This is a genomic window from Nocardiopsis sp. FR4, assembly GCF_009830945.1.
In the GTDB taxonomy this organism is placed as follows: domain Bacteria; phylum Actinomycetota; class Actinomycetes; order Streptosporangiales; family Streptosporangiaceae; genus Nocardiopsis.
Genome location: NZ_VWVV01000011.1, coordinates 19,520 through 45,740, shown reverse-complemented (window position 1 = coordinate 45,740; position 26,221 = coordinate 19,520). Strand labels below are relative to the sequence as shown.

26 protein-coding genes and 1 tRNA gene are annotated in these 26,221 nt (G+C 73.0%); 8 read left to right on the top strand and 19 right to left on the bottom strand.

The genetic code is table 11. The annotated features are described in order from the left end of the window. Positions 1–426 carry a YybH family protein gene (locus FYW95_RS12555; protein ID WP_159942768.1) on the bottom strand — a complete coding sequence of 142 codons (426 nt, stop codon included), beginning with the start codon at positions 424–426 and terminating at the stop codon, positions 1–3. Between the two features lie 39 nt (positions 427–465). On the opposite strand from FYW95_RS12555, the gene FYW95_RS12550 reads away from it, so the two are divergent. Continuing rightward, positions 466–897, top strand: coding sequence for a winged helix-turn-helix transcriptional regulator (locus FYW95_RS12550; RefSeq protein WP_236567802.1), 432 nt, complete (start codon positions 466–468; stop codon positions 895–897). Here the strand turns inward: FYW95_RS12550 and FYW95_RS12545 are convergent. Then, positions 857–1,897: an FAD-dependent monooxygenase gene (locus FYW95_RS12545; protein WP_160050362.1), complete on the bottom strand. Its 1,041-nt coding sequence runs from the start codon at positions 1,895–1,897 to the stop codon at positions 857–859. The genes FYW95_RS12550 and FYW95_RS12545 overlap by 41 nt on opposite strands. A 53-nt stretch (positions 1,898–1,950) precedes the next feature. On the opposite strand from FYW95_RS12545, the gene FYW95_RS12540 reads away from it, so the two are divergent. Further along, the gene (locus FYW95_RS12540; RefSeq protein ID WP_159942771.1) at positions 1,951–2,499 is read left to right on the top strand and encodes a TetR/AcrR family transcriptional regulator; all 549 of its coding nucleotides are present in this window, start codon (positions 1,951–1,953) and stop codon (positions 2,497–2,499) included. Positions 2,500–2,533: 34 nt separating this feature from the next. Here the strand turns inward: FYW95_RS12540 and FYW95_RS12535 are convergent, their stop codons facing one another. Genes FYW95_RS12535 through FYW95_RS12525 form a run of 3 tightly spaced genes read right to left on the bottom strand, consistent with a single transcriptional unit; the run spans position 2,534 to position 5,642 of the window. Next, on the bottom strand, positions 2,534–3,433 hold the full coding sequence (locus FYW95_RS12535; RefSeq protein ID WP_160050361.1) for a carbohydrate ABC transporter permease: 900 nt from the start codon (positions 3,431–3,433) through the stop codon (positions 2,534–2,536). Continuing rightward, positions 3,433–4,278: a carbohydrate ABC transporter permease gene (locus tag FYW95_RS12530; RefSeq protein ID WP_159942814.1), complete on the bottom strand. Its 846-nt coding sequence runs from the start codon at positions 4,276–4,278 to the stop codon at positions 3,433–3,435. The genes FYW95_RS12535 and FYW95_RS12530 overlap by 1 nt, the downstream gene beginning before the upstream one ends. A gap of 53 nt (positions 4,279–4,331) precedes the next feature. Next, entirely contained in the window at positions 4,332–5,642 is a 1,311-nt protein-coding gene (locus FYW95_RS12525) for an ABC transporter substrate-binding protein (protein ID WP_159942773.1), read from the bottom strand. A 220-nt stretch (positions 5,643–5,862) separates the two neighbouring features. Between FYW95_RS12525 and FYW95_RS12520 the strand changes: the two genes are divergently transcribed. The 4 genes from FYW95_RS12520 (at position 5,863) to FYW95_RS12505 (ending at position 10,089) form a co-directional block, all read left to right on the top strand. Beyond that, positions 5,863–6,885: a LacI family DNA-binding transcriptional regulator gene (locus FYW95_RS12520; protein ID WP_160050360.1), complete on the top strand. Its 1,023-nt coding sequence runs from the start codon at positions 5,863–5,865 to the stop codon at positions 6,883–6,885. 30 nt (positions 6,886–6,915) lie between these two features. After that, a complete protein-coding gene (locus FYW95_RS12515) occupies positions 6,916–8,544 on the top strand; it encodes a glycoside hydrolase family 13 protein (protein WP_160050359.1) in 1,629 nt (542 codons plus the stop codon). A 68-nt stretch (positions 8,545–8,612) separates the two neighbouring features. Then, positions 8,613–9,446 carry an MBL fold metallo-hydrolase gene (locus FYW95_RS12510; protein WP_160050358.1) on the top strand — a complete coding sequence of 278 codons (834 nt, stop codon included), beginning with the start codon at positions 8,613–8,615 and terminating at the stop codon, positions 9,444–9,446. Continuing rightward, positions 9,439–10,089 carry an ArsR/SmtB family transcription factor gene (locus FYW95_RS12505; protein WP_159942777.1) on the top strand — a complete coding sequence of 217 codons (651 nt, stop codon included), beginning with the start codon at positions 9,439–9,441 and terminating at the stop codon, positions 10,087–10,089. Before FYW95_RS12510 ends, FYW95_RS12505 begins: the two co-directional genes overlap by 8 nt. A 307-nt stretch (positions 10,090–10,396) precedes the next feature. On the opposite strand, the gene FYW95_RS12500 is transcribed toward FYW95_RS12505, so the two are convergent. From FYW95_RS12500 to nadD, 4 genes are all read right to left on the bottom strand, one after another. Further along, positions 10,397–10,469: transfer RNA gene (locus FYW95_RS12500), tRNA-Ala, on the bottom strand. Between the two features lie 76 nt (positions 10,470–10,545). Beyond that, complete coding sequence (locus FYW95_RS12495) at positions 10,546–11,169, bottom strand: histidine phosphatase family protein (RefSeq protein WP_201294837.1); 624 nt, start codon at positions 11,167–11,169, stop codon at positions 10,546–10,548. A 46-nt stretch (positions 11,170–11,215) separates the two neighbouring features. Next, the gene (gene rsfS / locus FYW95_RS12490) at positions 11,216–11,614 is read right to left on the bottom strand and encodes a ribosome silencing factor (RefSeq protein WP_159942778.1); all 399 of its coding nucleotides are present in this window, start codon (positions 11,612–11,614) and stop codon (positions 11,216–11,218) included. Between the two features lie 17 nt (positions 11,615–11,631). Next, positions 11,632–12,285: a nicotinate-nucleotide adenylyltransferase gene (gene nadD, locus FYW95_RS12485; RefSeq protein WP_159942779.1), complete on the bottom strand. Its 654-nt coding sequence runs from the start codon at positions 12,283–12,285 to the stop codon at positions 11,632–11,634. Positions 12,286–12,538: 253 nt separating this feature from the next. Here nadD and FYW95_RS12480 point away from each other — a divergent pair, with 253 nt between their 5' ends. Then, on the top strand, positions 12,539–13,597 hold the full coding sequence (locus FYW95_RS12480; RefSeq protein ID WP_159942780.1) for a M48 family metallopeptidase: 1,059 nt from the start codon (positions 12,539–12,541) through the stop codon (positions 13,595–13,597). A 160-nt stretch (positions 13,598–13,757) separates the two neighbouring features. Here the strand turns inward: FYW95_RS12480 and FYW95_RS12475 are convergent, their stop codons facing one another. The 4 genes from FYW95_RS12475 to FYW95_RS12460 form a co-directional block, all read right to left on the bottom strand. Beyond that, complete coding sequence (locus tag FYW95_RS12475) at positions 13,758–14,729, bottom strand: hypothetical protein (protein ID WP_159942781.1); 972 nt, start codon at positions 14,727–14,729, stop codon at positions 13,758–13,760. A 292-nt stretch (positions 14,730–15,021) separates the two neighbouring features. Continuing rightward, positions 15,022–16,296, bottom strand: coding sequence for a glutamate-5-semialdehyde dehydrogenase (locus tag FYW95_RS12470; RefSeq protein ID WP_159942782.1), 1,275 nt, complete (start codon positions 16,294–16,296; stop codon positions 15,022–15,024). 383 nt (positions 16,297–16,679) lie between these two features. Then, the gene (locus FYW95_RS12465; protein ID WP_159942783.1) at positions 16,680–17,120 is read right to left on the bottom strand and encodes a type II toxin-antitoxin system PemK/MazF family toxin; all 441 of its coding nucleotides are present in this window, start codon (positions 17,118–17,120) and stop codon (positions 16,680–16,682) included. A 9-nt stretch (positions 17,121–17,129) separates the two neighbouring features. After that, entirely contained in the window at positions 17,130–17,747 is a 618-nt protein-coding gene (locus FYW95_RS12460) for a TetR/AcrR family transcriptional regulator (RefSeq protein WP_236567803.1), read from the bottom strand. Between the two features lie 89 nt (positions 17,748–17,836). Between FYW95_RS12460 and FYW95_RS12455 the strand changes: the two genes are divergently transcribed. Beyond that, on the top strand, positions 17,837–18,586 hold the full coding sequence (locus tag FYW95_RS12455; RefSeq protein WP_159942784.1) for an SDR family oxidoreductase: 750 nt from the start codon (positions 17,837–17,839) through the stop codon (positions 18,584–18,586). 11 nt (positions 18,587–18,597) lie between these two features. Here FYW95_RS12455 and FYW95_RS12450 read toward each other — a convergent pair whose 3' ends face one another. The 6 genes from FYW95_RS12450 to FYW95_RS12425 form a co-directional block, all read right to left on the bottom strand. Next, entirely contained in the window at positions 18,598–19,434 is an 837-nt protein-coding gene (locus FYW95_RS12450; protein WP_201294836.1) for an endo alpha-1,4 polygalactosaminidase, read from the bottom strand. A gap of 26 nt (positions 19,435–19,460) precedes the next feature. After that, complete coding sequence (proB, locus tag FYW95_RS12445) at positions 19,461–20,618, bottom strand: glutamate 5-kinase (protein WP_159942785.1); 1,158 nt, start codon at positions 20,616–20,618, stop codon at positions 19,461–19,463. 81 nt (positions 20,619–20,699) lie between these two features. Next, the gene (gene obgE, locus FYW95_RS12440; RefSeq protein WP_159942786.1) at positions 20,700–22,064 is read right to left on the bottom strand and encodes a GTPase ObgE; all 1,365 of its coding nucleotides are present in this window, start codon (positions 22,062–22,064) and stop codon (positions 20,700–20,702) included. A 126-nt stretch (positions 22,065–22,190) separates the two neighbouring features. Next, complete coding sequence (rpmA, locus tag FYW95_RS12435; RefSeq protein WP_159942787.1) at positions 22,191–22,451, bottom strand: 50S ribosomal protein L27; 261 nt, start codon at positions 22,449–22,451, stop codon at positions 22,191–22,193. A 13-nt stretch (positions 22,452–22,464) separates the two neighbouring features. Next, a complete protein-coding gene (gene rplU, locus FYW95_RS12430; protein ID WP_159942818.1) occupies positions 22,465–22,776 on the bottom strand; it encodes a 50S ribosomal protein L21 in 312 nt (103 codons plus the stop codon). 356 nt (positions 22,777–23,132) lie between these two features. Beyond that, entirely contained in the window at positions 23,133–26,159 is a 3,027-nt protein-coding gene (locus FYW95_RS12425; protein ID WP_160050357.1) for a ribonuclease E/G, read from the bottom strand. Between the last annotated feature and the right edge of the window lie 62 nt (positions 26,160–26,221).

The window sequence follows — 26,221 nt, the reverse complement described above, 5'->3', positions numbered from 1 at the left end:
CTACCCGGTGACCGGGGGCGCGGAGGTGCCGAAGGGACTGTCGACGACGTAGCGCCACAGGCCGTCGGCGCCCCGCCGCGCCACGTCGGTCGCGGTGCCCCGGATGTCGACCCCGCGGCCGCCGGTCCCCTCGCCCCGGATGGCCCAGTCCACGACGAGGAACGCGATGTCGTCGACGACGTGGACGCGCCGCGGGGCGACCGTGATGGGCGCCCCCAGGGCCATGAGTCGGGCGTTGGCCTCGCGCCTCGCCGCACCGGTCAGCGGGGCGGCCGGGTCCAGGACGAGGACGCCGCGGTCCTCGTAGACCCCGTCGACCCGGTCGGGGTCGCCGGAGTTGAAGGCGCTGGCGAACACGTACGGGTGTTCCTCGGCCTCCGTCGTCAGGGGGAGGATGTCCTCATGCGCGCTGCTTCGATCGTTCACGGCCACAGCACAGCAGACTCCCCCGCGGCTCACCAAGCGGTGAGCCACGGGTGGGACCGGGAGCTGGTGCCCGACGGGGCGGGGGAGACTCGCGAGCCCACACCCACCTGTCCGGTGGAGGCCGCCCTGGCGGCGGTCTCCGGCCGGTGGACCACGCTGGTGCTACGCGAGCTGGCGCACGGTCCGCGCTCCTACGGCGGGTTGCGCCGGGCGCTGCCCCGCCTGAGTGACAAGGTGCTGTCCGACCGTCTGCGGACACTGGTGGAGCAGGGGCTCGCCGAGCGCCGGGAGACCGCGGGGTTCCCGACCCGTACGGCGTACTCGCTCACCGCCCGGGGGGCGCTGCTGCGTCCCCTGCTGGTGCAGCTGTACCGGACGGGCAGTGAGCTGCTCGCCACCGGCGGGGACCGGGCCGGGGCGGGGTCCCCGGTCAGGCCAGACGGCCCAGGACGCCGATCGCACGGTTCCTGACCCCGCCGGCGCGGACGCCGGTGCTCAAGCGGTTGAGGACGCGGGAGGCGCGGACCACCCGGCGGGCGGGGCCGCGGCGCCGGCGGTCGTAGCGGGCCAGCGCGCCGCCGACGGTGGACTCGGCCCCGAGCGCCTCGGAGAGGACGGCCGCGTCGACCAGTGACTCGCAGGCGCCGCGTCCCAGGTTGGGCGCCATGGCGTGGGCGGCGTCCCCGATGACCGCGTGGCGGCCGTGGACGTAGCTCGCCAGGGCGGGGAGGTCGTACAGCTCGCGCCGGTCCACCCCGGTTCCGGGCAGGGCGTCCAGGACACGGGTGACTCCCGGGTGCCAGTCGCCGTACAGGTCCCGCAGCAGGTCCACGCGGTCCTGTCCGTCCCGGCCGTGGAGGAGTTCCCCGCGAAGGCAGGCGAACCAGTTGGTGGTGCGGTCGTCCATCGGGGTGACGCCGAAGAGCCTGCCCCTCCCCCACGTCTCGGCGGCCGTGTCCGTCCGGCCGGGGACCGTGCCCCGGTAGGCGACCGTGCCGAGCGGGCGGGGGGCGACGGCCCCCGGCAGGGCGGTACGGCGGACGATGCTGTGGATCCCGTCCGCTCCCACCACGGCGTCGAACCCCTCCGCGTCGCGGACCTCGTCCTCGGTGACGGGCGTGTCCCAGCGCACGACGCCGTCGGGGAGCCCTTCGAGGAGGACGGCGAGCAGGGACGAACGGGGGATGAGGCAGGCGTCCGCGCGCCGCGGGCCGACGGACACGAGGGCACGCCCCGAGGGGTCGGCGAGCACTCCCCGGCCGGGGCGCTCGGCGCGCTCGCGGATGCGGTCGCCGAGGCCGAGCCGGTCGAGCGCGGCCATGCTCCCGCGCCACAGGGCCAGGGCCCCGCCGATGTCGGGCGGATCGCCCCGGCGCTCGCGGACCTCCACCTCCCAGCCCGCGCGCAGCAGTCCCCGGGCCGCCGCGAGCCCGGCGATGCCTCCTCCGACGACCAGTGCCCTGCCGTGCATGTCCGCCACCTCACTACGATCGTAGTAGTACGCACTACGAATATAGTGGACAGATGTCGCGCACCAGGACCCGGGCCCTCGACGCAGCCCTGTCCCTGCTGGGCACCCAGGGACTGCACGCCCTCACACACGGCAGGGTGGACGCCGCCGCGGGGCTGCCCCGGGGTTCGGCCTCCAACCACTTCCGCACCCGCGCCGCCCTGGTGCGCGGGGTGGTGGAACGGTTGGAGGAGAGGGACCGGGAGGTCTGGGCCGGCCTCTACGACGCCTCGTTGGGTGACGTCGAGCACCTCACCGACGCGGCGATCGGTTTCGTCACCGCCGCGACCACGACGGAGCGCGTGCTCACCGTCGCCCGCTACACCCTGGCGATGGAGGGCGCGCACGACCCGGAGGTGCGCGCCTCGCTGGCCCGGGGGTCCGAACTCATCCACGGGTGGGCCTCGCGCGTGCTCGCCGATCTGGGGGCGGCCGACCCGGACGCGGCCGCACGCACCCTGGTGGCCTACGCCGACGGGCTCATCCTGCGCGGCATCACCCGGCCCGGGGTCGTCGAACCCCGCGAGCGGGTACTCCGGGTGGTCCGGGCCTGCCTGGACTGAGCGGCCCGGGTGCGGCGTCGCGGACCGCTCGCCCTCAGCCCTTGACCGCGCCCGAGGTCAGGCCCGCCACGATCCTGCGCTGCAGGATCAGGGCGAAGGCGATCAGCGGGACGGAGACCAGCACCGAGGCTGCCATGACCTGCCCGATCGGGTTCTCGTAGCCCACCCTCTGGAAGGTGCCCACGAAGACCGGGACGGTCTGCACGTTGAGGTCGTTGGGCGCGAAGGAGAAGGCCAGCAGGAACTCGTTGGTGGCGTACACGAAGGTGAGGATGGCCGCCGCGCCCACACCGGGCGCCGCCAGCGGGGCCACCACCCGCAGGAAGGCCTGGAAGGGGGTGGCCCCGTCCACCTTCGCCGACTCCTCGATCTCCCGGGGGATGCCCGCGAAGAACGTGGCGAGGATGAAGATGGCCAGGGGCAGGGTCAGCGCCACGTACGGGATGACCATGCCCGCGTAGGAGTTGAGCAGGCTGATCCCCGTCCACTCGTCGAGCCGCAGGTACATCTGGTAGAGCGGGTTGACCAGGGCCACCGGCGGGAAGAGCGTGGCGACCAGGGTGGCGGCCAGGAGCGCGAACTTGCCCGCCAGGGGCAGCCGCGCCAGCGCGTACCCGGCCAGCGAGGCCACCGGGATGCAGATGAGCGTGGTCACCGAGGCCACGATCAGCGAGTTGCGCAGCGCGAACTGGAACCCCTGGTCGAAGACCTCGCGGTAGTTGCTGAGGTCGAACGGGCCCCGGAGGATGTTCGGGTCGGTGATCGCCGCCGACCCCGACCGCAGGCTGGTCATGCCCATCCACAGGAAGGGGAACAGGCACCACACCAGCACCACGGCCAGGCCCAGGAGCTTGAGCGCGTTGACCACGGCCGGGTGCGTCCGGCGGCGGGGCCGGTGAACCGGTCCGCTGGCCCTGGCCCTCTCGGTCGCCATCACTTCTCCTTCCGCGCCACGTCACCGACCATGTGGCGGCCCATCCGGCTGATGAAGGCCAGGCCGACGAGCATGACGATGATGAACGTGACCGTGGACAGCGCGTTCGCGTAGCCCAGGTCCGGGTCCCGGACCAGGTAGCGCTGCGCGTAGACCGACAGCGTGGCCAGCGAGTTCGAGTAGCCGGTGAACACGTAGGCGAAGTCGAACATGCGCAGGGCGTCCACCGTGCGGAACAGCAGGGCCACGACGATGGCCGGGCGCAGCAGCGGCAGGGTGATGGTCCAGAAGCGCTGCAGCACGCCCGCGCCGTCCACCTTGGCGGCCTCGTAGTAGTCCCTCGGGATCGTCTGCAGGCCCGCGAGCAGCAGCAGCGCCACGAACGGCGCGGTCTTCCACACGTCCGCGCTGATGATGCCGACCATCGCCCAGGACGGGTCGCGCAGCCAGTTGATGTCCGTGCCCAGGACGGAGTTCACGAATCCCGGGTTGCGGTCGAACATGTAGCGCCACACCTGCGCGGCCACGGCGGTGGGGATGACCCACGGGATGAGGATGACCGCCCGGGTCAGGCCCCGGCCGACGAAGGCCTGGTGCATGATCAGCGCGAAGGCCATGCCGATCACGAACTCCAGCGACACCGACGCGGCGGTGAACACCAGGGTGTTGCCGACGGCGTTGAGGAAGCCGGAGTCGCCCAGGACCCGGAGGTAGTTGTCCGCCCCGGTGAACTCCTGGCGGAACCCCCGGATGTCGTAGAGGCTTATCCCGACCGCGTAGAACACCGGGAAGAGCGCGATCACGGCCATGAAGGCGAACGAGGGGGCGAGGAAGACCCGCCCCATCGCGCGTTCGCCCAGGCCCCGCGCGCGGGCCATCGGGCTCGTCGCCATCGGACCTACTCTTGTTCGAGCGCGTCGCCGGCCGCCCGGTCCACCGCGTCCAGGGCCTCCTGGGCGTCCCCCTGCCCGCGGAAGGCGGGGTGCAGGTTGTCCTGGATGGCCAGTGACAGGGAGTTGTACCCGGGCACCGGCGGCCGGGCGTGGGCCTCGGACAGGATCTCGCCGAGCATCTCGAAGTTGGGGTCCCCGGCGTTCTCGTAGGCGCTGAGCATGGTCGGCGGCAGGCTGTTGCGGGCCAGGATGTCCTGCGCCTCGGGGTCGGTGGCGGCCCAGACGGCGAACTCGCGGGCCAGCTCCTCGTTCTCGCTCAGGGTGCTGACCGCGTTGTTGAGCCCGCCCAGGGCGCTGGTGGTGCCCTCACCGGTGAAGGCGGGCAGCGGGGCGACGGCGAAGTCGTCGGCGACCGCGCTCTCCTCGCCGCCCTCGCCCGCCAGCAGCGGCACGGCGTAGGGCCAGTTGCGCATGTAGACGGCCTCGCCCGCCTGGAACAGGGCGCGCGCGTCGTCCTCCACCATGGAGTCGAAGCCGTCGGCGTAGAAGCCGCTCTCGTAGCCCTCGGCCATGAAGTCCAGGGCGGTGCGTGCGGCGTCGCCCTCCAGGAAGGTGCTCCGCTCCTGTGCGTCGTCGAACAGCTCCCCGCCCGCGGCCCAGAACAGCTCCAGGTAGTTGACGACGAAGCCCTCGTACTGGTCGCCCTGGCCGACGTAGGCGGAGATGCCCTCCCGCTCCGCGGCCTCCGTCCCGGTCTCGTAGAGCTCCTGCCAGGTGGCGGGCGGCTCCTCGACGAGGTCGGTGCGGTAGTACAGGAAGGCGCCGTTGGAGGAGTAGGGCAGCGCGTACAGCTCCTGCTGCCACTGGGCGCTGTCGAGGGCGCCCTCCAGGCTGACCCCCTCGACCTCCCCGCGCAGGTCCTCCAGCGACTCGACGTAGCCGAACTCGGCGAACTCACCGGTCCAGATGACGTCCAGGGCCAGGACGTCGAACTCCCCCGCCTGGTTCTGCAGGTCCTGGAACATGGCCTGCCGCTGTTCGTCGGCCGTGGGGGCGAGGAAGAAGATCTCCACCTGCCGGTCGGGGTTGTTCTCGTTCCACAGGCGGGCGACCTCCTCGTGGATGGCCCGGTCGGCCCCGGTGATCGCCCAGACGAACTGCGGATCTTCGGCGATCCCGGCGCTCTCGCCGCCCTCGGCCCCGGTGTCCTCGCCCGGGGGCTCACCGCACGCGGTGGCCAGGGTCAGGCCGATCGCGGTGAGTCCGGCGGCGCAGGCGCGCACCGCGTGCCTCGTGTGGTGTGACAGCACTGGCATGACTCTCTCCTTCCGCACCGGAGGGGTGTCCGGCCGTGCGGGGTCGAGCGTGTCCTGGTCCGTCTCCCCGAGGTCGTGCGGAAACGATGCCACCGCCGGTGTGACGCAGTCAACACGCACCGCGTCCCCTGTGCACAGCGCGCCCGTCCGAAAAGCGGCACGCGCCGCACGCGGATGAAAACGTTGCCAGGAACGGGGACGCGCTCCTACCGTGGACGCCATGCGCAGCCAGCCCGCCAGCATGCGGGACGTCGCCGACCGCGCGGGGGTCTCCCTCTCCACGGTCTCCCGGGTCCTGCGCGGTGCCCCGGGGGTCGCGCCCGGGGTGCGCGAGCGCGTCCGGCTCGCCGCGGACGAACTCTCCTACGTGGTCTCGCGCAACGCCTCGGGGCTGGTCACCGGCCGTACGGGCCGGGTGGCGGTGGTCGTGCCCTTCCTCCACCCCTGGTACTTCGGAGTGGTGCTGGCCGGGATCAGCGACGTCCTGCGCGAGGCCGATCTGGACATGCTCGTCTACCAGGTCGGCGAGAGGCGCGCCCGCCGGGGGTGGACGCGCGCGCTGCCGCTGCGGCGCAACGCCGACGCCGTGGTGACCGTCTCCATGGACCTGTCCGAGGAGGAGTGCCTCCGACTGGACGACGTGGGCGTGCCGATGGTCCTGGTGGGGCAGCGCGTGCCCGGCAGGGCCAGCGTGTACATCGACGACCGGGCGGGCGCGGCCGCGGCCACCCGGCACCTGCTCAACCTGGGGCACACGCGGGTGGCCTACATCGGCTCGCGGACGCGGGCGTGGTTCAGCGCGAGCTCACGGCACCGGCTGGAGGGCCACGAGGCGGCGATGGCCGACGCGGCGCTGACACCGTGGAGCGTGGTGAGGCCGCCCGGCCACGAGGGCGGCGAGCTGGCCATGGGCGAACTCCTGTCGGACCGCGAGCCGCCCACGGCGGTACTCGCCGAGTTCGACTCCATCGCCCTGGGCGCGCACCGCGCCCTGCGCCACGCCGGGGTGCGCGTCCCCGGGTCCGTCTCCCTCATGGGCTTCGACAACCACGAGGCGGCCGCGGTGCTCGACCTGACCACCGTCGACCAGGCCCCCTACGACACCGGGCTGGCGGCCGGGCGTCTGACGGCGGACATCCTCAGCGGGGCCGAGCGCGGCGACGCGCACCGGGAGATGCCCACACAGCTCGTCCCGCGCCAGTCCACCGCCGCGCCCCGGGGCACCCGGGGCCTGTTCACATGATCCGGACCCGATCACAGAGGAGGACACGGTATGCGGCAGTGGTGGCGCGACGCCGTCCTGTACCAGGTCTACCCGCGCAGCTTCGCCGACGCCGACGGGGACGGGACCGGTGACATCGCCGGGATCACCTCGCGGCTGGACCACGTGGCCGACCTGGGCGTGGACGGGATCTGGCTGTCGCCCTTCTACACCTCCCCGTGGGCGGACGGCGGGTACGACGTGGCCGGCTTCCGCGACGTGGACCCGCGCCTGGGCACCCTGGCCGACTTCGACGCGATGGTGGCGGCCGCGCACGCGCGCGACCTGCGGGTGATGGTCGACATCGTGCCCAACCACACCTCACACGAGCACCCGTGGTTCCGCGCCGCGCTGGCGGCGCCGCCCGGGTCGCCCGAGCGCGACCTGTACGTCTTCCGCGACGGCCGGGGCGAGCACGGGGAGCTGCCGCCGACCAACTGGCTCTCTGCCTTCGGCGGCCCGGCCTGGAGCAGGGTCGCCGACGGGCAGTGGTACCTGCACCTGTTCGCGCCCGAGCAGCCGGACCTGAACTGGGACGACGAGCGGGTGCGCGAGGAGTTCCGGGACATCCTGCGCTTCTGGAGCGGGCGCGGGGTGGACGGGTTCCGCATCGACGTGGCCTCCGCGCTGGTCAAGGACCTGCGTGAGCCGCTGCGCGACCTGGTGCTGGTGGAGGGCGGCCGGGTCGAGGACGTGGGGGCCAACCCGGACCACCCCTTCCTGGACCGGCCCGAGGTGCACGAGGTCTACCGGGACTGGCGGCGGGTGCTGGCCGAGTTCGACCCGCCCAGGGCCACGGTGGGCGAGGTGTGGCTGCCCGGGGAGCGCCGGGTGCTGTACACGCGGCCGGACGAGCTGGACCAGGTCTTCAACTTCGACTTCCTGCGCGCGGAGTGGGACGCCGACGCCTACCGGGGCGTGATCGACTCCTCCCTCGCCGACGCCGCCCGGGTGGGGACGGTCCCCACGTGGGTGATCGGCAACCACGACGTGGTGCGGCCCGTGTCGGTGCTGGGGCTGCCCCGGGGAACCGACCAGGAGGCGTGGCTGCTCGGCGACGGCGGCGACCCCAAGGCCGACCTGGAGCTGGGCACGCGGCGGGCGCGGGCGCTGGCGCTGCTGGAGCTGGCGCTGCCCGGGTCGGCCTACGTGTACCAGGGCGAGGAGCTGGGGCTGCCGGAGGTGGCGGACATTCCCGCCGAGGCCCTGGAGGACCCGCGCTGGGAGCGCAGCGGGCACACCGACAAGGGCCGGGACGGGTGCCGGGTACCGCTGCCGTGGACGGTCGCGGGCCCCTCCTTCGGGTTCAACGCGAACGGGGCGGCCCCGTGGCTGCCCCAGCCCGAGGAGTGGGGCCGCTGGTCCGTGGAGGCCCAGGCCGCGGATCCGGGGTCGGTGCTGCACCTGTACCGGCGGGCCCTGGCCCAGCGGCGGCGCTTCCGGGCCGACGAGACCCTGACCTGGGACGACAGCCTGAACCGGGGGCCCCTGCTGGCCTTCCGTCGGGGCGCGGACGTCCTGGTGCTGGTCAACACGGGAGAGGAGTCCCTGGGGCTGCCCGACGGAGAGGTGCTGGTGGCCAGCGCGGAACTGGACGGCGCGCTTCCGGGCAGCGCGGCGGTGTGGCTGCGCCAGGCCTGAGTTCCGTCCGCTCCACCCTCTATTCTATTACTCAATAGAATACGAGAAAATGGAGACGAGGCCCCGCCATGGACACCCGGTCCCCCGCCATCGCGAACTACTGGATCTGCCGCACCTGCGGCGCCAACCGGGCGCCGGCCGCGACGGCTCCCGAGGACTGCCCCGTCTGCGAGGACGACCGCCAGTGGGTGCCCCCGGGCGGCCACCGCTGGGCTACCCGCGAGCAGCTGGCCGCCGAGGGCCTGCACACCGTGCTGCGCCCCGTGGAGGAATCCGTCCTGGGCATCGGGGTCGAGCCCGGGCTCGGCGTGGGCCACCGCGGCGTCCTGGTGCGGACGCGGGAGGGCAACCTGTTGTGGGACCCGCCGGGCTTCCTGGACCGGGACGCCGTGGCCGAGGTCGGGCGGCTCGGCGGGATCACCACGGTCGCGTCGAGCCACCCGCACATGTACGGCGCCGCCGTGGAGTGGGCCGACCTGTTCGGGGCGGAGATCGCCCTGCCCGGGGCGGACGCGCACTGGCTCCAGCGGCCGAGCGACCGGGTGCGGACCTGGGGCGGGCGGGACCGGCCCCTGCCCGGGGTGACGCTCGTCCAGACCGGGGGGCACTTCCCGGGCAGCGCGGTCCTGCACCTGGACCGGGGGGTGCTGTTCACGGGGGACACGATCATGGTGACGCCCGGCGGACACCACGTGACCTTCCTGTACAGTGCCCCGAACCGCCTGCCCCTGCCCGAGCGCCTGGTGCGCCGCGTGGTCGCCGCCGTGGACGACCTGGACTTCGACCGGATCCACGGCGGGTGGTGGGAGCCCAGCGTCACAGGCGGGGCCAAGGAACTGCTCGCCCGCGACGCCGAACGCTACATCCGTTTCCTCACCGGAGCCCTGCCCTCCTATGACTGACTTCCCCGAAGCGCCGATCTACGAGCACCTGGCCCGTCTGGGCAAGGTGCTCTCCGCCCCGGTCCGGCTGCGCCTGCTCGACCTGCTGGACCAGGGCGAGTGCACCGTCGAGGAGCTGGCCCTGCGGGGCGGTCTGCCGCTGAAGAACACCTCGGCGCACCTGCAGCAGCTGCGCGCCGCGGGGCTGGTGTCCACGCGGCGTGAGGGCACCCGGATCCACTACTCCCTGCGCGACGCGGGGGTGTCCCGGTTCCTGGGGAGGTTCCAGGAGTTCGCCGAGGAGAGGACGAGCGACCTGCGGGCCGAGATCGAGGCGTACCTGGGCCGGGAGGGGGCGGTCAGCGCGGTCACCGGCCCGGAGCTGGAGGAGCTGCTGCGCGACGGCGGGGTCGTGCTGGTGGACCTGCGCTCACCGCGGGAGTACGAGGCGGACCACGTGCCCGGCGCGGTGTCCATCCCCTCGCGGCAGCTGGAGGAGCGCCTGGACGAGCTGCCGTGGGACGCGACGGTCGTGGCCTACTGCCAGGGGCCGTACTGCGTGGTGTCCCCGCGCGCCGTGCGGATGCTCAACGGGACGGGACGCCGCGCCCGCAGCCTCCGGGGCGGCTACGTCGGCTGGAAGCGCCGGCACGGCGCCCCCTGACCCGTCCCGGCGGACCGCGCGCCCCGGCCGCAACCGGAAGGCCGGAGGACCACCGCGGCCGCGCCGTGAGGCGCGGCGGCCGAGCGGCGCACCGGGGGTCTCCCCCCGGAAGACACGAAGGACGACCCGGCGGGCGCGGTCACGCGCGAGCGGGGTCGTCCCGAGTCCGTGGACCCTGGGCAGGCCAACTAACACCCGTGGGGCGAAGCCCCACATCGGGGGGCCGGGGGTCGTCCCCCAGAAGAAACGACGAGACGACCCGGTGAGGCGGCCGGAGGCCCCCGAACAGGGTCGTCTCGGAGTCGAGTGGAGCTATGGGGATTCGAACCCCAGACCTCCTCCATGCCATGGAGGCGCGCTACCAACTGCGCCATAGCCCCGTAAGGGAGTCGATCGGGCCGTGCGGACCGCCGACTCCCTGAACCATAGCGGAATCCGGGCGCGACGTCGAAACGGTTACCTGTCGTCGCTGAGCACGACCGGCTCGGGCAGGCTGGCCGCGTTGTGCTCCATCAGCCGCCAGTGGTCCCGGCGCCGCTGGATCACCGACCAGGAGCAGTTGCTCAGCGGGCCCAGGATCTCCCGTTGCTCGTCGGCCACACCGAGCATGCGGGCGATGCCCACGCGCAGCGCGGCGCCGTGGCTGACCACGACGAGCAGGCCCCCGGGCGGGGTCTTGCCCAACCCGCGCTCGATGGCGGCGCGCATCCGGTCGCCGACCTCGCCGATGGCCTCCCCGTCGGGGATGTCCATCCGCGCGTGCTCGGCCGGCCAGCGCGCGGACAGCTCCGCTCCGGTGAGCCCCTCCCAGGAACCGCCGAAGCGCTCGCGCAGGCCCTTGTCGAACTCCACGCGCACCCCCGAGGCACGGGAGAGGTACCCGGCGGTGTCGGCGGCCCTCTTCAGGTCGGAGGCCACGATGACGTCCGGCTTGAGGGAGGCGAGGAGTTCGCCCGCCCGCCGGGCCTGGGCGTGGCCGACCGGGTCGAGTTCGATGTCGGTCTGCCCCTGGAAACGGTTCTCCGCGTTCCAGGCCGTGCGTCCGTGCCGCCAGAACAGCACGCGGGGCGTGTCACTCACGTGGTGGGTCTCTCCGCTCGGGGTGGGGTCACGGTGGTCGGCGGCGTTACCGCTCGTCCAGCGGGGTGCGCTCGGCGCCGCGCGCGCTCTCGGGGAGGTCGATCTCGGGGCAGTCCTTCCACAGCCGTTCGAGACCGTAGTACCCGCGCTCCTCCTCGTGCTGGATGTGCACGACGATGTCGGCGTAGTCCAGGAGCACCCAGCGCCCGTCGCGCTCGCCCTCGCGGCGGACCGGCTTGGCGTTGGCCTTGAGGCGGAGCTGGTCCTCGACCTCCTCGACGATCGCGCGGACCTGGCGGTCGTTGGGCGCCGAACACAGCACGAAGGCCTCGGTGATGACCAGCTGTTCGCTGACGTCGTAGGCGATGATCTCCTGGGCGAGCTTGTCGGAGGCGGCCTCGGCGGCGACCTTGACGAGCTCCAGCGCCCTGTCGGTGGCTGTCACGTTGTGCTTGCTGCCTTTCAGGTCTCTCGGTAGAGCCCGGTCTTGTTGATGTAGCGGACGATGCCGTCGGGGACCAGGTACCAGATGGGTTCGCCCTTGCGGACCCGTTCCCGGCACTCGGTCGAGGAGATGGCCAGCGCGGGAACCTCCACCAGGGAGACCTTGCCCTCGGGCAGTCCGGGATCGCTGAGATGGTGACCGGGACGGTTACAGCCTACGAAATGCGCGAGCTCGAACAGTTCGTCGACGTTGTGCCAGCTCAGGATGGCGCCCAGCGCGTCGGCCCCGGTGATGAAGTACAGCTCCACGCCGGGCCCGTACTTGGCCCTCATCTCACGCAGGGTGTCGAGGGTGTAGGTGGGGCCGGAACGGTCGATCTCCAGCCGGTCCACCCGGAACTGGGGGTTCTCGGCGGTGGCGATGACCGTCATGAGGTAGCGGTCCTCGGAGGGGGTGACCTTGGCCGGGTCCTTCTGCCAGGGCTGGCCGGTGGGCACGAACACGACCTCGTCGAGTCCGAAGAGGTGCGCGACCTCACTGGCCGCCACGAGGTGCCCGTGGTGGATGGGGTCGAAGGTGCCGCCCATGATGCCGACCTTGGTCGGGTTGGCACCGCCCCTCCGCGCGGAGGGGCCCGCGCTCTGGGGGGCGCCGGAAGCTTCGTGCGCCACTGTGCGCTCCGTTTCGCCGTGGAGGTTGCCGTTGCCGGGATCGGCCAACCGAGAGTAGCCGACGGCGGAGGGTTCCGCCGTCCCCTTTTCTCCCCGTTCGCCCCTCGCCCAGGGACAACGGCCGTCGCGGCGCCCTGCTTCCCCGGCGTGCCGGCCGCGCTCTCCCCGGTGCTTCGGCCGCCCGTGAAAATCAAGTCATATCTCGACCCTCCGAACCGTGGCCAAGCGCGATCGTGACGCATAGCATGCCGATATGGCCAACACACCAGACCGCGTCCGCGTCCGGCTGTCCGAGATCTCTCCCCGCGCCTACGAACACCCCGCCGACCGCGGCGCCCTGGTGGCGCTGCGCTCGCTGCGCGGGTTCGACGAGGTGTTCAAGCGCATGTCCGGCCTGTTCAACGAACGGGCCCTGCGACTGATGTTCCTCTCCAGCGCGGTGCGGGTGGGCCCCACCCAGTTCCCGCACCTGCACGACTACGTGCGCGACGCCGCCTACGTCCTGGACCTGGACGAGGTGCCCGAGCTGTACGTCCAGATGAACCCCAAGCCCAACGCCATGGCGATCGGCAGCCAGCGCCCGTTCATCGTGATGACCACGGGCCTGTTCGAGCTGCTCAGCGCCGAGGAGCAGCGCTTCGTCATCGGCCACGAGGTCGGCCACATCCTCAGCGGCCACGCCGTCTACCGCACCATGCTGCTGGCCCTGGTCCGCCTGGCCATGCGCGTGGCGTGGGTGCCGCTGGGCTTCATCGGTCTCCAGGCCATCGTCGCCGCGCTGGAGGAGTGGTACCGCAAGTCCGAGCTGTCCTGTGACCGCGCCGGACTCCTGGCCAGCCAGGACCCCGAGGCGGCCAAGCGCGCGCTGATGAAGCTCGCGGGCGGCTCCACGCTCGTGGAGATGAACCCCGACGCCTTCCTGGAGCAGGCGCGCGAGTACGAGTCCGGCGGCGACGCCCGTGACGGCCTGCTCAAACTGCTCAGCCTGGTGGGCCAGACCCACCCCTTCGCGGTGGTGCGCCTGGCCGAACTGCACCGGTGGATCGAGAGCGGCTCCTACCAGCGCATCCTCAACGGCGACTACCCGCGCCGCTCCTCCGACCGCGACGCCAGGGTGGGCGAGGAGGCCCGCAGCGCGGCCAGGTCCTACAAGGAGGCGTGGGAGCGCTCGGGCGACCCGCTGCTGGGCACCCTGCGCGACGTCGCGGGCAGCGCGGCCAGCGCGGGCGGGAAGATCTTCGACACCGTCGCCGACCGGTGGCGCAACGGCTCCTCGCGCGACTCCGGTCAGGCGGCCAACGGCTCCTCCTGACGCCTGGGGCACGGTTCCCCTGGCCCGGGACCGGCCCGCGCCGCGCGGTACCCGGCGCGGGGCCCCGGACCCCGCGCCGGAGGCACGGCACCGCCCGGTTCGGGGCGGCGCCGACGGCCGGGGGCCGTCGGCGCCGGGGACGGCACGGCGGGCGCGGGTCCTAGAAGGCGGGACCGGCGGCCATGGCCTCGTCGATGGTCTCGGAGCGGGCCTCCTCGACCTCCTCGGCGAGCTCCTCCTCGTGGGCCTCGATCTCCTCGACCACGGCCGCGGAGAGGCTGCGCAGGGCGACCTCCTGGGTGAGGACGCCGCCGCGGACGCGGTTGTTGTCGCCGATCTGGGCGGTCGGGTTGTTGCCCGAGGTGACCAGGTCGCCGCCGACGATGTTGTTGTCGATGTAGACGCCGCCGCTGACGCCGGTGACGGTGAGGTCGCCGTCGACGTAGTTGACCGAGGAGCAGAAGCCCTCGGTCTCGCCCGCGCCGACCGCGACGGGACCGGTACCGCCGGTGTAGGTGGCCGAGCCGATCACCTCGCTGTCGCAGAGGATGCCGCCGCTGGCCGGGTCGGTGACGGTCAGGGCGCCGCGCACCACGGAGTCGTAGATGTCGGCGTACTCGACACCGGTGGCCTTGAAGGCACCGCTCACCCGGGAGCCGGAGAGGTAGACGGAGCCGACCTCGGCGTTGACGTTGCGGACGGAGGAGTCCACGACGTAGGCGAAGCCGTCGGTGTTGCCGCCCTCGACCGGGACGGTGCGCAGCGCGGCACCGGCGGAGCTGTCCTCCAGGTAGGTGCCGTAGGAGCCGCGGTTGACCACGCGGTCAGCGACGGTGCTCTCCTGGGCGTCGAAGTAGCCGTCCTTCTGGACGATCACCTGGCCCTCGATCTCACCGCCCACGATGTGCAGGTTGGCGCCCTGGCGGACGGTGACGTCGCCCTGGATGACCGTGCCGTCCAGGTAGCAGCTCTTGCCGGCCGGAACCGCGAGGTCCGTGGGCAGGGTGATCGCACCGCCGTGGCCCGAGCACAGCGTGACGAGGTCCGCGTGGGCGGGGGCCGCCGCCATCGTGACGCCGCCGATGGCCAGGGCGGTCGTGGCGATGGCCGCGACCTTGCTCCGAAGCTTCATTCGGGGGAATTCCTTTCGTCGTGACCGTGGGGGATGACGCTCCGAACGGTGGGGATGAGCGTCATGGCACCACAGAGAAAGTACCGACCGAGCTTCGTTTTGGGAATACGTGACAGGCGAAGATTCGCTTCTGTCCAGGTTTCCAGCGGGAAAACCACCCGGGTGGCAACACCGAACGGAACTTCTGTCCTTTTCTCGCCCGCGTTCGCACCCGGGTTCCCGTCCGCGCGCACGCCGCGGGGCCGCCCGCCGGAGCGGACGGCCCCGCGATCCCGGACTACCCGGTCCCGGACTACCTGAGGTGGCCGTCCCCGGTGACGACGTACTTGGTGGAGGTCATCTCGGTCAGGCCCATGGGGCCCCTGGCGTGCAGTTTCTGGGTGGAGATGCCGATCTCGGCACCGAACCCGAACTCGCCCCCGTCGGTGAACCGGGTGGAGGCGTTGACCATGACCGCGGCGGAGTCGACCCGGGCGACGAAGTACCGGGAGGCGCTGAGCGAGTCGGTGACGATCGCCTCGGTGTGCTGGGTGGAGTAGGCGCGGATGTGCGCGAGCGCCTCGTCGATGGTGGGCACCACGCGCACGGCCAGGTCCATGGACAGGTACTCGGTGGCCCAGTCCTCCTCGGTGGCCTCGACCACGGTGGCCCCGGTGTCGTGGGCGGCGGCGGCCTCGAGCACGCGCGGGTCGCCGTGCACCGTCACGCCGCTCTCGGCCAGCGCCGACAGCACACGCGGCAGGAACGCCTCAGCGACCGCCTCGTGCACCAGGAGGGTCTCCGCCGAGTTGCACACCGAGCAGCGCTGGGCCTTGGCGTTGGTGGCGATGGCCACCGCCTTGTCCAGGTCGGCGTCGGCGTCCACGTAGACGTGGCACAGGCCCTCGCCGGTCTCGATGACCGGGACGGTGGAGTCGCGGACCACGGCCTGGATGAGCGAGCCGCCGCCGCGCGGGATGAGCACGTCCACCAGCCCGCGCGCCCGCATGAGCGCGGTGGAGGACTCGCGGGTGCGGCCGGGCACCATCTGGACGGCGTCCACCGGCACTCCGGTGCCCTCCAGGGCGTCCCGCAGGACGGCCACGATGGCGGTGTTGGAGGAGTAGGCCGAGGAGGAGCCGCGCAGCAGGGCCGCGTTGCCGCTCTTGAGGCACAGGGCCGCCGCGTCCACGGTGACGTTGGGACGGCCCTCGTAGATGATGCCGATGACACCGAGCGGGACCCGGATCTGGCGCAGGTCCAGGCCGTTGGGCAGCACGCCTCCGCGCACGGACTCGCCCACCGGGTCGGGCAGTTCGACGATCTCGCGGACGGCCTCGGCGATGGCCTCGATTCGCTGCGGGGTCAGGGTGAGCCGGTCGATCATGGCCGGGCCGGTGCCGCCCTGGCGGGCCCGCTCCACGTCCTCGGCGTTGGCCGCGGTGATCTCGTCGGACCGCTTGACCAGGGCGTCGGCGATCGCCAGCAGGGCGGCGTCCTTGACCGCCCGGCTGAGCGGGGCGAGGTCGGCCGCCGCGTCCCTGGCACGTCCGGCCACCGCGTGGACCTCACGCTCGATGTCGCTCATGGTGTTCTCTCTTGGTTGGGAGGCCATCCCGGCGCACCAGCCCTGCGGCGTCGGAGGGCGTCACTGCGGGAACCGGGTGAACGCCTCCAGCGTATAACCGTGCGCGCCCCGGCACACGGCGGTGCCCGGGACCCGCGGACGCCGCCGCGCCGAAGAACCGGTCCGTCCGCCCCACCCGCCCGTTTCCACCCTCCGGACCAGCGTTTTTCCTGCCGTTCCGGGAACCTGACGGCTCGTCCTTTCCGGCATTTCACGAAAGAAGCCGCCATATGCTTCACGATAAAGGCGTGAAGCATTCCCGCGGCAGCGCATACGTGTGGGCGGTCCCACCTCGCCGGACGGGAGCCGTCCGCCGCCGTCGGCGGTATTCCGCGTTAGCCGGGTCAGCGCCAGCCGTAACGGGCGCGCAGGACCGCGGCGACCTTCCAGAACAGGTCCTCGTCCATCACCGCGGCCTCCCGGCGGATGTCCTCCTCGTCGAACTCGAAGAGGCGGTCCACCCGCAGGTAGGAGTCACGCCGCTCCCGGTCCCAGGGGCCCGAGCCGATCGGCAGCCAGTCCTGGCGCTCCCGGTCGGAGGGGCGCCGGGAGGACAGCATCAGGCCGTGCAGGCGGCTCTGCCTGCGGCCGATCACCAGGAGCGGGCGGTCCTTGCCCTGGCCGGGGTCCTCCTCGTAGGGCACCCAGGTCCACACGATCTCACCCGCGTCGGCGAGGCCGTCGCGCTCGGGCGCGTAGACGAGGGTGGTGGCGTTGTCGGCGGTGGGGATCTGGCGGAGCTCGCCCCTCCGGGGGTGGTCGTCGCGCATGGTTGGTTCGCTCACGCCCGCATCCTAGACCGAACGGGGGGTGCCGCGGCCCACGCTGAGCAGGGCCTCCAGGGCCCGGACGCAGTGGTCGGCCTCCGCCTCCAGCCCCGTGGCCCGCTCCGGCCCCGGTACGGCCGACCAGCGCAGTGCCCGGTCCTCCACGTAGGCGATCCACCCGTGCGCGACGGGCAGCGCCTCCCCGTCCAGGCCCAGGACGGTCGCCACGCGCTCGGCCAGGGTCAGGCGCAGGCCCGCCACGTTCTCGCCGCCCAGGCGCACCGCCCCGCTCCCGAAGACCAGGGCCAGGTACGACGCCCGGCGCCGGTCCACCTGCTCGTAGTAGCGGGCCACGAACTGCGCCAGGGCCTCCTCGGGCGGCAGTCCCTCGTCCGGGGCGGTGTTGCGCACGACGCGGCGCCCGGCGGCGGCCACGACGGCCCCGTGGAAGGCGGTCTTGGTGGGGAAGTAGTGGAACAGCAGCCCCCGGGAGATCCCCGCCTCCCGGGCCACCTCGTCCACGGACAGCTCCTGGATGGGCCGTTCCACCAGCATGCGCAGCCCGATCCGGACGAGCTGGCGCCTGCGCTCGTCCTGCGTCATCCGCGTGCGCCGCGTCCCCTCCCCGCTCACGCTGTTGAGCATTGCTCAACAAGATCGTAGTGTCAACGCCGGGGGCAGCGCGCCGCCGAACCGGCCGGGCGCCCCACGACCGACGGCGGAGGGAAGCACGCATGAGCAAGGGGACCGTTCTCATCACCGGGGCCAGTTCCGGGCTCGGGGCCGAGATGGCGCGCCAGTTCGCCGCGCTCGGCTACGACCTGGGGCTGTGCGCGCGGCGCACCGGGCGGATGGAGGCCCTGCGGGAGGAGATCGCCGGGTCCCGTCCCGAACGCCGGGTGGAGCTGCGGGAACTGGACGTGACCGACGGGGAGGCCGTGTTCCGCGTGTTCGGCGAACTGGCCGCCGCCTTCGGCACCGTGGACCGGGTGATCGTCAACGCGGGGCTGGGTAAGGGGGCCGCCCTCGGCACGGGCCGCCACGGCGCCAACCGCCAGACCGCGATGACCAACTTCGTGGGCGCCCTGGCCCAGTCGGAGGCGGCCATGGAGATCTTCCGCGCCCAGGGGCACGGCCACCTGGTGATGGTCTCGTCGATGTCCGCGCTGCGCGGTATGCGCAGGTCCATGACCGTCTACGCCGCCACCAAGGCCGGGCTGGCCTCCCTCGCCGAGGGCCTGCGCGCCGAGCGCGTGCCCGGCGTGGACGTGTCCGTCGTCTACCCGGGCTACATCCGCTCGGAGATGAACGAGCACGTGGAGCAGCGGACCCGGTTCATGGTGGACACCGAGACCGGGGTGCGGGCCATGGTCGCCGCGATCGAGCGCCGCAGGGCGCGGGCCTACGTCCCCGCCTGGCCGTGGGCTCCGATCGGCTTCGCGATGAGGCGGCTGCCCCTGTCCGTGGTCCGGCGGATGGTCTGAGCGGGGCCCGCTCAGCAGGACTCCCGCAGGTGTCCGTCCCGGCCCGGAACCAGCAGGCCGCGGTCGCGCAGGACGGTACTCGGCGGCGTGTCCGGATCGTCGCACACGCGGGCCAGGCCGGTGCCGAGCGTGTCGGGGTACTCCACGACCAGGACCGCGTCACCGTAGACGGAGGTGTAGGCGGCGCACTCGTCGAAGGCCACGCACTCCTCGGCCACGGCGAAGTCGAAGCCCGCCTCCCGCCGCGCCCGCGCGGCCAGCTCGGCGGTGTTCTTCTGGGCCGCGGCCAACCCCAGCGCGTGGGCGGCGGCGACCAGGTCGGCGGCCAGGGCCAGGTTGTCCACGGCGGTCACCGCGCCCCGGGTGAAGGAGTCCAGGTTGTCGAACTCCACCGCGTCGAAGCCCCGCTCGGCGCAGGTCCCGACCGTGTCCGCCACGAGGTCGGCGATCCGGCCGCGGCGTTCGGCCGTGGAGGTGTCCAGCAGGTACTCGTCCGGCCAGTCCGGATCCGCCACCGGTTCGCCGTCGGCCCCGCGCAGGACCAGGTCGGGGTGCTCCTCCAGCCAGAACGACGCGTCCTGGGGCTGGGTCTGGAACCCGTTGACGTAGCAGACCGAGTACAGCCCGGGCTCGGGGTGCTCCGTGGCGTCGCGGACCACGGTGACCGCGTCGGCGGCCGGAGGGTAGGCGCCGCCCAGCTGGTAGTCGAAGGGCCCCGGCGGAGGCCCGGACGGCCGCGCCGCGGACTCCGCCGGGGACTCCTCCCCCGCGGTCCCCCCCGGCGCGGCGCACGAGGCGCACAGAAGGCAGACCAGGGCCAGGGCGCACGGCCCCCGGTACCGGCGCACGGTCCTCCCTCCGCCGTGTGGCGTCCTCAGAGGAGGACGAGGTCGTCGCGGTGCACCAGCTCCCGCTCGTAGGAGGGTCCCATCTCCCGGGCCAGCCACCGGGTGGAGCGCCCCAGGAGGTCGGGCACCTCGGCGGCGTCGTAGTTGACCAGCCCGCGCGCGATCACACGGCCCTGCTCGTCGCGCAGGTCCACCGGGTCCCCCGCGCTGAAGTCGCCCGTCACCCGCACCACGCCCGCGGGCAGCAGCGAGGCCTTCTCCGTGACCACCGCCGTGACCGCGCCGGGGTCCAGGACCAGGCTGCCGCGTCCCGCCGTCGCGTGCGCCAGCCACAGCTGGCGGGCGGAGGGGCGCCGCCCGTCGGCCGGGGTGAACAGGGTGCCCACCGCGCCGCCCGCCAGGGCGTCGCGGGCGTTGGCGGCCGAGGTCAGCACGGTGTGCACCCCCGCCTCGGTGGCGATCCGCGCCGAGTCCACCTTGGTGACCATCCCGCCGGTGCCCACGCCCCGCCCGCCCGCGGTGCCGATGTCGATGCCGTCCAGGTCGCCCGGGCCGCGCACGAGGCTGACCACGGACGACTCCGGGTTGGAGGGCGGGCCGTCGTAGAGGGCGTCCACGTCCGACAGCAGCACCAGGGCGTCGGCGCGCATCAGGTGAGCCACCAGCGCCGCCAGGCGGTCGTTGTCGCCGAAGCGCAGCTCGTGGGTGGCCACGGTGTCGTTCTCGTTGACGATGGGCAGGGCGCCGATGTCCAGCAGGCGGCGCAGGGTGCGCTGGGCGTTGCGGTGCTGCACGCGGCGCATCATGTCCTCGACGGTGAGCAGGACCTGCGCCGCGGTGAGGCCGTGCCCGGCGAACTCCGCCGTGTAGGCGGCCAGCAGCAGGCCCTGTCCCACGCTGGCGGCGGCCTGCTGGGAGGCCAGGTCGCGGGGGCGGCGGGCCATGCCGAGCGGGGTCATCCCCGCCGCGACCGCGCCGGAGGAGACCAGGATGACCTCCTGTCCGGCCGCGCGGCGGTCCGCCAGCACCCGGACCAGGTCGCGGATACGGCCGGAGTCGATCCGGCCGTCGGGGGTCGTCAGCGACGACGACCCCACCTTGACCACGACCCGGCGCGCGGCGGCCACCGCCGCGCGGCCCGCGGTCTCGGGGGATTCGCTCTGTTGGAGTCCTGCGCTGTGCACCGTGAGGGGCTTTCCATCCAGTGGCGCGGCGCCGGGCGCCGCGCGCGTGCCTGTTGGCCGGGCCGTCGGTCCCCGCGCGGTTCAGCCCAGCCGGGCGTCGGTTCCGCGCGGGCCGGACGGGACGGCCTCGGCGTCCGTGGAGGGGTCCCAGTCGAAGACCACGGAGTCCTCCTCGGTGCCGATGTGCACCTCGGCGCCCTCGGTGGCCCCGGCCTTGGCCAGCTCCTCCTCGATGCCCAGGCGGTTGAGGCGCTCGGCGAGGTAGCCCACGGCCTCGTCGTTGGAGAAGTCGGTCTGGCGCACCCACCGGGCGGGCTTGTCCCCGCGCACCCGGAAGGCGTTGCCGCCCAGCGGCACCACCTCGAAGGGGGTGTCGCCGATCATCTGGGGCCGGATCACGACGCGGGTCGGCTCGGCGGGCGGTGCGGCCTCGCGGGCCGCGGCCACCTGCTCCGACAGGGCGAAGGCCAGCTCGCGCAGGCCCTCGCGGGAGGCCGCGGAGACCTCCATGACCTTGTAGCCGCGCTCGACCAGCATGGGGGTGACCAGTTCGGCCAGTTCGCGCGCCTCGGGCACGTCGACCTTGTTCAGGGCGACCAGGCGGGGCCGGTCGGACAGGTCCACGCCGGTGGCGTGGCCGTAGGCGGCCAACTCCCGCTCCAGGGCCTCCAGGTCGCTGACCGGGTCGCGGCCCTGCTCGTAGGTGGCGCAGTCCAGCACGTGCAGGAGGGTGGAGCAGCGCTCGATGTGGCGGAGGAACTCCAGGCCCAGCCCCTTGCCCTCGCTCGCGCCGGGGATGAGCCCGGGCACGTCGGCGATGACGTACTGGACGTTGCCCGCCTCCACCACGCCCAGGTTGGGCACCAGGGTGGTGAAGGGGTAGTCGGCGATCTTGGGCCGGGCCGCGGACATCGCGGCGATCAGCGAGGACTTGCCCGCGCTGGGGAAGCCCACCAGGCCGACGTCGGCGATGGTCTTCATCTCCAGGCGCACGTCGAAGCCCTCGCCCTCCTCGCCCTTGAGGGCGAAGCCGGGCGCCTTGCGCTTCTTGGAGGCCAGTGCGGCGTTGCCCAGGCCGCCGCTGCCGCCCCGGGCCAGGACCAGGCGGGTGCCGTGGCCGACCAGGTCGGCGATGACCTCGCCGTCCGCGCGGGTGACCACGGTGCCGTCGGGTACCGGCAGGACGAGGTCCTCGCCGTTGGCCCCGGCGCGGTGGCCCCCCTGGCCGGGGGTGCCGTTGCGGGCGGTGCGGTGCGGGCGGCGCTGGTAGTCCAGCAGCGTCGCGGTCTGGGCGTCGACCTCCAGGACGACGTCCCCGCCACGGCCGCCGTTGCCGCCGTCCGGCCCGCCCAGCGGCTTGAACTTCTCCCGGTGCACGGAGGCGCAGCCATGCCCGCCGTTCCCGGCCTTGACGTGCAAGACCGCCTCGTCGACGAAGTCAGGCATAGCTTCTCCCCGTTGCTCTTCCGGTTCCCCTGCGGAGGAACCTGGACTTCCCCACGTGTCACCCAGTGACAACGCGAGAGGCGGGCCAGTGTTCCCTGGCCCGCCTGTGCACAGTGCCCGCGTGGCCTACTCGGCGGCGGCGGGAACGATGTTGACGGCCTTGCGGCCGCGGAAGTTGCCGAACTTGACCTGACCGGCGACCAGCGCGAACAGGGTGTCGTCGCCACCGCGGCCGACGTTGGCGCCGGGGTGGAACTTGGTGCCGCGCTGACGGATCAGGATCTCGCCGGCCGAGACGGTCTGGCCGCCGAAGCGCTTGACGCCGAGGCGCTTGGCGTTCGAGTCACGACCGTTACGGCTGGACGAAGCGCCCTTCTTGTGTGCCATCTCTCCAGGCCTCCTACTTCGCCGCGATGCCGGTGACGCGCACCTGGGTGTGCTTCTGGCGGTGTCCCAGGCGCTTCTTGTAACCGGTCTTGTTCTTGTACTTCAGGATGTTGATCTTGGGGCCCTTGGTCTCACCGAGGATCTCGGCGGTGACCGTGTAGCCGCTCAGCTTGTCCGCGTCGCTGATGACGTTGCCGTCCTCCACGACGAGGATGGGCTGCCACGTGATGGTGGCGCCGGTCTCCTCGGAGACCTTGTCGATGTTCAGGACGTCATCGACAGACACCTTCTCCTGTCGGCCGCCCGCTCGCACGATCGCGTACACCGGGTAACTCTCTTCCTGCTCGCTCAACGAATAATGCTCGGGACCATCCCCGAGACATGAGCCCGGGGTCCGGGTCCGGCGGTGCCTGTGCCCAGGCCAGCCGGGAGGTCCATCCCCGTGTGGGCGGGGCGGAGCCTCGTTCCACGATCCACTGATCGCCTGTAGCGGGGCGCGGGGATCCGAGGGAAACAAACCCTGCGTGGAGAGCACTTCGGTGTCGGGGCGCGCGATGTGGTGGAGCGCGCCGACGCACCGTCCCTCAGATTACCACTGGCCCGCCACAGGCCCGCACACGTGCCGTGGTCCGGACCGGAGGGAACCCGGTCCGGACCACGGCGGGACTGGTCGTCCCGGACTCAGCCCGCGTCCACCGCGGTCGGCGGGGTGGACGCCGCCCGGGTGCGCCGGGTGCGCCTGCGCTTGGGACGCTCGGCCGCCTCGTCCTCGCCCTCGGCCGGCGCCTCCGCGGCGGTGTCGGCCTCAGCCGCGGCCTCCGCTCCCCCGCCGGGCGCCTCCGGCTCCCCTGCGTCGGCCGCCGCCTTGGCGGTACGACGGGTGGTGCGCCGGGTGCGGGTCTTCTTGGCCGGAGCCTTCTCGGCCGCCTCGGCGGACTCCTGAGCCTCGCCGGTCTCCGGAGCCTCCGCCTCGGGCGCGGGGACCTCCGCGGCCTCCTCGGTCCCGGGCGCGGCGGACTCGGCTGTGATCTCCTCCTGCTCCTGGGCCTGGGCGGCCTTGCGGGAGCGGGAGGCCCGCTTGCGGGTCTTCTTGGCGGGCTCGGCCGGGGCCTCGGGCTCGGCCGCCGGAGCCTCGGCAACCGGGGTCTCGGCGGCCGGGGCCTCCGTGTCGGGGGCCTCCGGCTCAGCGGAGTCGGTCCGGCCCTGCTCGGCCGTCTCGGCCCGGGCCTCCGCCTTCGCCTCCTTCTCCGCGGCCTTGTCGGCCTTGCCCTTCTTCTTGCGTCCGCCGCCGTTGCCGCCGCCGCCCTTGCCCTCGACCGGGTCGGTGGTGATCACCAGCCCGCGGCCGTTGCAGTGCTCGCAGCTGTGCGAGAACGCCTCCAGCAGGCCCTGGCCGACCCGCTTGCGGGTCATCTGGACCAGGCCCAGCGAGGTCACCTCGGCCACCTGGTGCTTGGTGCGGTCGCGCGAGAGGCACTCCAGCATCCGGCGCAGCACCAGGTCGCGGTTGGACTCCAGCACCATGTCGATGAAGTCGATGACGATGATGCCGCCGATGTCGCGCAACCGGAGCTGGCGGACGATCTCCTCGGCCGCCTCCAGGTTGTTCTTGGTGACCGTCTCCTCCAGGTTGCCGCCCTGGCCGGTGAACTTGCCGGTGTTGACGTCGACCACGGTCATGGCCTCGGTGCGGTCGATGACCAGGGAGCCGCCGCTGGGCAGCCAGACCTTGCGCTCCAGCGCCTTGTTGATCTGCTCGTCGATCCGGTAGGCGGCGAAGACGTCGCGGTCCTCGTTCCAGTGGGTGAGGCGCTCGGCGAGGTTGGGCGCCACGTAGTCCACGTACTCGTGCACGGTGGTCCATGCCTCGTCACCGGAGACGACCAGGCTGGAGAAGTCCTCGTTGAACACGTCGCGCACGACCCGCACCGTCAGGTCGGGCTCGCTGTTGAGCAGCGCGGGGGCGCTCGCAGTCCTGGACTTGCGCTTGATGGACTCCCACTGCTTGGCCAGGCGCGTGACGTCGCGCTCCAGCTCCTCCTCGCTGGCGCCCTCGGCGGCCGTGCGCACGATGACGCCCGCTCCGGAGGGCATGACCTTCTTGAGGATCTGCTTGAGGCGGGCGCGCTCCTTGTCCGGGAGCTTGCGGCTGATGCCGTTCATCGAGCCGCCGGGCACGTAGACCAGGTAGCGGCCGGGCAGGCTGATCTGGCTGGTCAGACGGGCGCCCTTGTGGCCGACCGGGTCCTTGGTGACCTGCACCAGGACCGACTGGCCGGACTTGAGCACCGACTCGATGCGCTTGGGCTGACCCTCCAGGCCGAAGGAGTCCCAGTTGACCTCGCCCGCGTACAGGACGGCGTTGCGGCCCTTGCCGATGTCGACGAAGGCGGCCTCCATGGACGGGAGCACGTTCTGCACCCGGCCCAGGTAGACGTTGCCCACGTAGGAGCGGTGCGTGGACCGGTCCACGTAGTGCTCGACGAGGATGTCGTCCTCCAGGACCGCGATCTGGGTGCGGTCGCCGGTGCGGCGGATGACCAGGTCGCGCTTGACCGACTCGCGGCGGGCCAGGAACTCCGACTCTGTGACGATCGGGGCGCGGCGGCGGCCCTGTTCGCGGCCCTCGCGGCGGCGCTGCTTCTTGGCCTCCAGGCGGGTGGAGCCCCGCACCGCCTGGACCTCGTCCTCGATGGGCTTGTCCTGGCGCGGCTCGCGCACGCGGACCACGGTGTTGGGCGGGTCGTCCCCGGTGGCCTCGGCGCCGGTCCCGGAACGGCGGCGACGGCGGCGACGGCGACGGCTGCCGCGCTCCCCGCCCTCGGCGGAGTCCTCGTCCTGCTCGGCGGAGGGTCCGCTCTCCTCGGTGTCGGGCTCCTCCCGGGCCTCGGCGCGCCGATCGGCCTCGGACCCGGCGGCCTCCTCGGCCTCGGTCTCGGCGCGGGAACGGCCGCGTCCGCGTCCGCCGCGACGGCGGCGACGGCGGCTGGGGCGCTCCTCGTCGGCCTCGGTGTCGGTCTCGGCGCCGGTGGCCTGGGCCTCGGGCTCCCCGGCCTCCTCGTCCTTGTCCTCTTCCCCCTCCTCATCCTCGACACCGGTGTCGGCGGTGTCGGCGGTCCGGACGGAGGGCGCGGCGGCCACCGGAGGCTGGAAGAGCATGGCCGGGGCGTGGAAGGCGTTCCCGCCGGCGGACTCGTCGGTCTCCTCGCCCTCGGCGGAGGCGTCGGCGGTCTCGCTGACCGCGCCGGACCGGGTGCGCGCGCGTCCGCGCGTGCGGACGCGCGGGGCGGCCGTCTCCTCGTCGGCCGCGGGAGCGGCCTCGGTGTCCGCCCCGGCGGCCTTCGCGTCCTCGGCCTTCGTGCCCTCGGCGGCGGCACGGGTGCGGCCGCGGCGCGGGGCGGTCGTCTCCTCGTCGGGACAGCCCGCGGCGCGCACGGTGCGCCGGCGCGGAGCGGTGGCGGTCACCGCGGTGTTGACCGTTCCGCCCTCACCGGAACCGGCGGGGGAGGTGACGGGCATCGAGGGAGGGGCGAAGACGTCGTCCGGTTCGGGGGGTGGTCCGGCGGCGCGGCGGACGCCCTTGGCGGGTGCGGGCGTGGACACGCGCACCTCGCCGCCCCCCACGGGGGGCGCCGCCGCCCTGTCGTTGTGTGTTTCAGTTGTACCCGCGGTGCCGTCGGCACCGTTGTTGGGCTCGTTGTCGAGCATCCGGGCGGTCTCCCGTCAGAGTTCTCGGGCGCGCAGCGACCTTGCGGTCGGCGGCGCGGCTC

What these genes read in the sequence shown, in the direction of transcription:
- FYW95_RS12545 (WP_160050362.1), bottom strand. Translation starts at nt 1,897, where the DNA reads ATGCACGGCAGGGCACTGGTCGTCGGAGGAGGCATCGCCGGGCTCGCG.
- FYW95_RS12540 (WP_159942771.1), top strand. Translation starts at nt 1,951, where the DNA reads ATGTCGCGCACCAGGACCCGGGCCCTCGACGCAGCCCTGTCCCTGCTG.
- FYW95_RS12535 (WP_160050361.1), bottom strand. Translation starts at nt 3,433, where the DNA reads ATGGCGACCGAGAGGGCCAGGGCCAGCGGACCGGTTCACCGGCCCCGC.
- FYW95_RS12530 (WP_159942814.1), bottom strand. Translation starts at nt 4,278, where the DNA reads ATGGGGCGGGTCTTCCTCGCCCCCTCGTTCGCCTTCATGGCCGTGATC.
- FYW95_RS12525 (WP_159942773.1), bottom strand. Translation starts at nt 5,642, where the DNA reads ATGCCAGTGCTGTCACACCACACGAGGCACGCGGTGCGCGCCTGCGCC.
- FYW95_RS12520 (WP_160050360.1), top strand. Translation starts at nt 5,863, where the DNA reads ATGCGCAGCCAGCCCGCCAGCATGCGGGACGTCGCCGACCGCGCGGGG.
- FYW95_RS12515 (WP_160050359.1), top strand. Translation starts at nt 6,916, where the DNA reads ATGCGGCAGTGGTGGCGCGACGCCGTCCTGTACCAGGTCTACCCGCGC.
- FYW95_RS12510 (WP_160050358.1), top strand. Translation starts at nt 8,613, where the DNA reads ATGGACACCCGGTCCCCCGCCATCGCGAACTACTGGATCTGCCGCACC.
- FYW95_RS12505 (WP_159942777.1), top strand. Translation starts at nt 9,439, where the DNA reads ATGACTGACTTCCCCGAAGCGCCGATCTACGAGCACCTGGCCCGTCTG.
- FYW95_RS12480 (WP_159942780.1), top strand. Translation starts at nt 12,539, where the DNA reads ATGGCCAACACACCAGACCGCGTCCGCGTCCGGCTGTCCGAGATCTCT.
- FYW95_RS12475 (WP_159942781.1), bottom strand. Translation starts at nt 14,729, where the DNA reads ATGAAGCTTCGGAGCAAGGTCGCGGCCATCGCCACGACCGCCCTGGCC.
- FYW95_RS12470 (WP_159942782.1), bottom strand. Translation starts at nt 16,296, where the DNA reads ATGAGCGACATCGAGCGTGAGGTCCACGCGGTGGCCGGACGTGCCAGG.
- FYW95_RS12460 (WP_236567803.1), bottom strand. Translation starts at nt 17,747, where the DNA reads ATGCTCAACAGCGTGAGCGGGGAGGGGACGCGGCGCACGCGGATGACG.
- FYW95_RS12455 (WP_159942784.1), top strand. Translation starts at nt 17,837, where the DNA reads ATGAGCAAGGGGACCGTTCTCATCACCGGGGCCAGTTCCGGGCTCGGG.
- obgE (WP_159942786.1), bottom strand. Translation starts at nt 22,064, where the DNA reads ATGCCTGACTTCGTCGACGAGGCGGTCTTGCACGTCAAGGCCGGGAAC.
- rpmA (WP_159942787.1), bottom strand. Translation starts at nt 22,451, where the DNA reads ATGGCACACAAGAAGGGCGCTTCGTCCAGCCGTAACGGTCGTGACTCG.
- FYW95_RS12425 (WP_160050357.1), bottom strand. Translation starts at nt 26,159, where the DNA reads ATGCTCGACAACGAGCCCAACAACGGTGCCGACGGCACCGCGGGTACA.